This window comes from Phenylobacterium sp. (genome assembly GCF_031425575.1).
GTDB lineage: Bacteria > Pseudomonadota > Alphaproteobacteria > Caulobacterales > Caulobacteraceae > Phenylobacterium.
The window spans coordinates 1-1766 of record NZ_JANPJP010000145.1; the positions used below are offsets into that span (position 1 = coordinate 1).

The 1766-nt window shown below is 66.2% G+C and carries 2 protein-coding genes; both read right to left on the bottom strand.

Annotation, left to right across the window (positions count from 1 at the left end; genetic code table 11):
- Nucleotides 1-636: SDR family NAD(P)-dependent oxidoreductase (locus RMO97_RS08495; RefSeq protein ID WP_310540317.1), on the bottom strand; the 636-nt coding region annotated here is incomplete at its 3' end.
- Between the two features lie 233 nt (nt 637-869).
- A partial coding sequence (locus RMO97_RS08500; protein WP_310540319.1) for an AAA family ATPase occupies nt 870-1766 on the bottom strand: 897 nt, incomplete at its 5' end.

Consider the following 1766-nt stretch of genomic DNA (forward strand, 5'->3'; position numbering starts at 1 on the left):
CGCCGGCCCGAACACGGTCGCGGCGTAGGGGCCAGTATCGACCTCGTCGGCCTTGGCCCAGATCGGAGTCGCCACAGCGCCCGGGGCCACGATGATCACATCGATGCCGTGGATCAGAAGCTCCCGCCGCAAGCTCTCCGAAAGGCCCTCGAGGGCGAATTTGGAGGCGCTGTAGGGACCCATGAACGGTGAGGCGTTGCGGCCGCCGACCGAGCTGATGTTGACGATCCTGCCCTTGGGCCCGGTCAGGCCCGGCTCAGCGCCGAGCAGGGGGGCGAAGGCCTGGGTGGCGATGACCACGCCGGTGACATTGACCTCCATCTGCTGGCGGAAATCGTCGATCGGGAGATGGAGCAGGGGGCCGGCCACCGCGATGCCGGCGTTGTTGACCAGGCCCGCCAGGGTCTGGCCGTTCAGCGCCTTGCGCACCGTCTCGGCCGCCACCCGGGCGCCCGCCGCGTCGGTCACATCGAAGATCAGCGGCGTGAAGGCGTCGCCGAATTCCTGTTTCAGGCGGTCGGCGTCGGCCTGTTTGCGGACGCTGCCGAAGACATGGAAGCCGTTGGCCGCCAGCACCTGGACGGCGCCATGGCCGATGCCGGTGGAGACGCCGGTGACGACAACGCTGCGTTTCATGGATTTACCCCTCGACTGAACCCCGATCACTCACTTGGGTCGCGCCGGGCCCGGAAGCAAGCCCTGGCGTTTCCCTCCCCTTTATGGGGAGGGTGGCGCGCGCAGCGCGACGGGTGGGGAAGTCAGAAAAAAGGCGCCAATCCCGGAAGACTGGCGCCCTGTCATTCTCTTACCCCACCCTGACCGCTTCGCGGTCTGTCCCTCCCCATGAAGGGGAGGGAGGATCGCGGGCCTTATTCGGCCAGGGCCGGTTCCTCGATCTCCGGCGCCCCGGGCTCGCGAGCCTTGGGCGTGTCGATCTCGAACTCGAAGGCGATCTTGCCGTCCTTGAGCACCACCTTGACGTGGCCGCCCTTGGACAGCTTGCCGAACAGGATGTCGTCGGCCAGCGGCTTCTTGATGTGCTCCTGGATGACCCGGGCCAGCGGCCGCGCCCCATAGAGTTCGTCGAAGCCGTTCTTGGCCAGCCAATCGGCCGCCTCGTCGGTGGTTTCGATGGTGATGTTGCGGTCGGCGAGCTGGGCTTCCAGCTGCAGAACGAACTTCTGGACCACTTGGCGGATGATGTCCTGGGTCAGCGGCTTGAAGGCCACCACGGCGTCCAGACGGTTGCGGAACTCCGGCGTGAACAGGCGTTTCAGCGCCTCTTCCTGCTCGCCATCGTTACGCCCTCGGCCAAAGCCGATGGTGTTCTTCTGGGCGTCGGAGGCGCCCGCGTTGGTGGTCATGATCAGGACCACGTTGCGGAAATCGACCTTCTTGCCGTTCGAGTCGGTCAGGGTGCCGTTATCCATCACCTGCAGCAGGATGTTGTAGACGTCCTGGTGCGCCTTCTCGATTTCGTCGAGCAGGACCACGGCATGCGGATGCTGGTCGACAGCGTCGGTCAGCTGGCCGCCCTGATCGTAGCCGACATAGCCGGGGGGAGCCCCGATCAGCCGGCTGACGGTGTGGCGTTCCATGTATTCCGACATGTCGAAGCGCAGCAGCTCGATGCCCAGCGTCGAGGCCAGCTGGCGGGCCGTCTCCGTCTTGCCGGTGCCGGTGGGGCCGGAGAACAGGTAGCAGCCGATCGGCTTGTTGTTATCGCGCAGGCCGGCCCGGGCCATCTTCATGGCCGCCGACAGGCT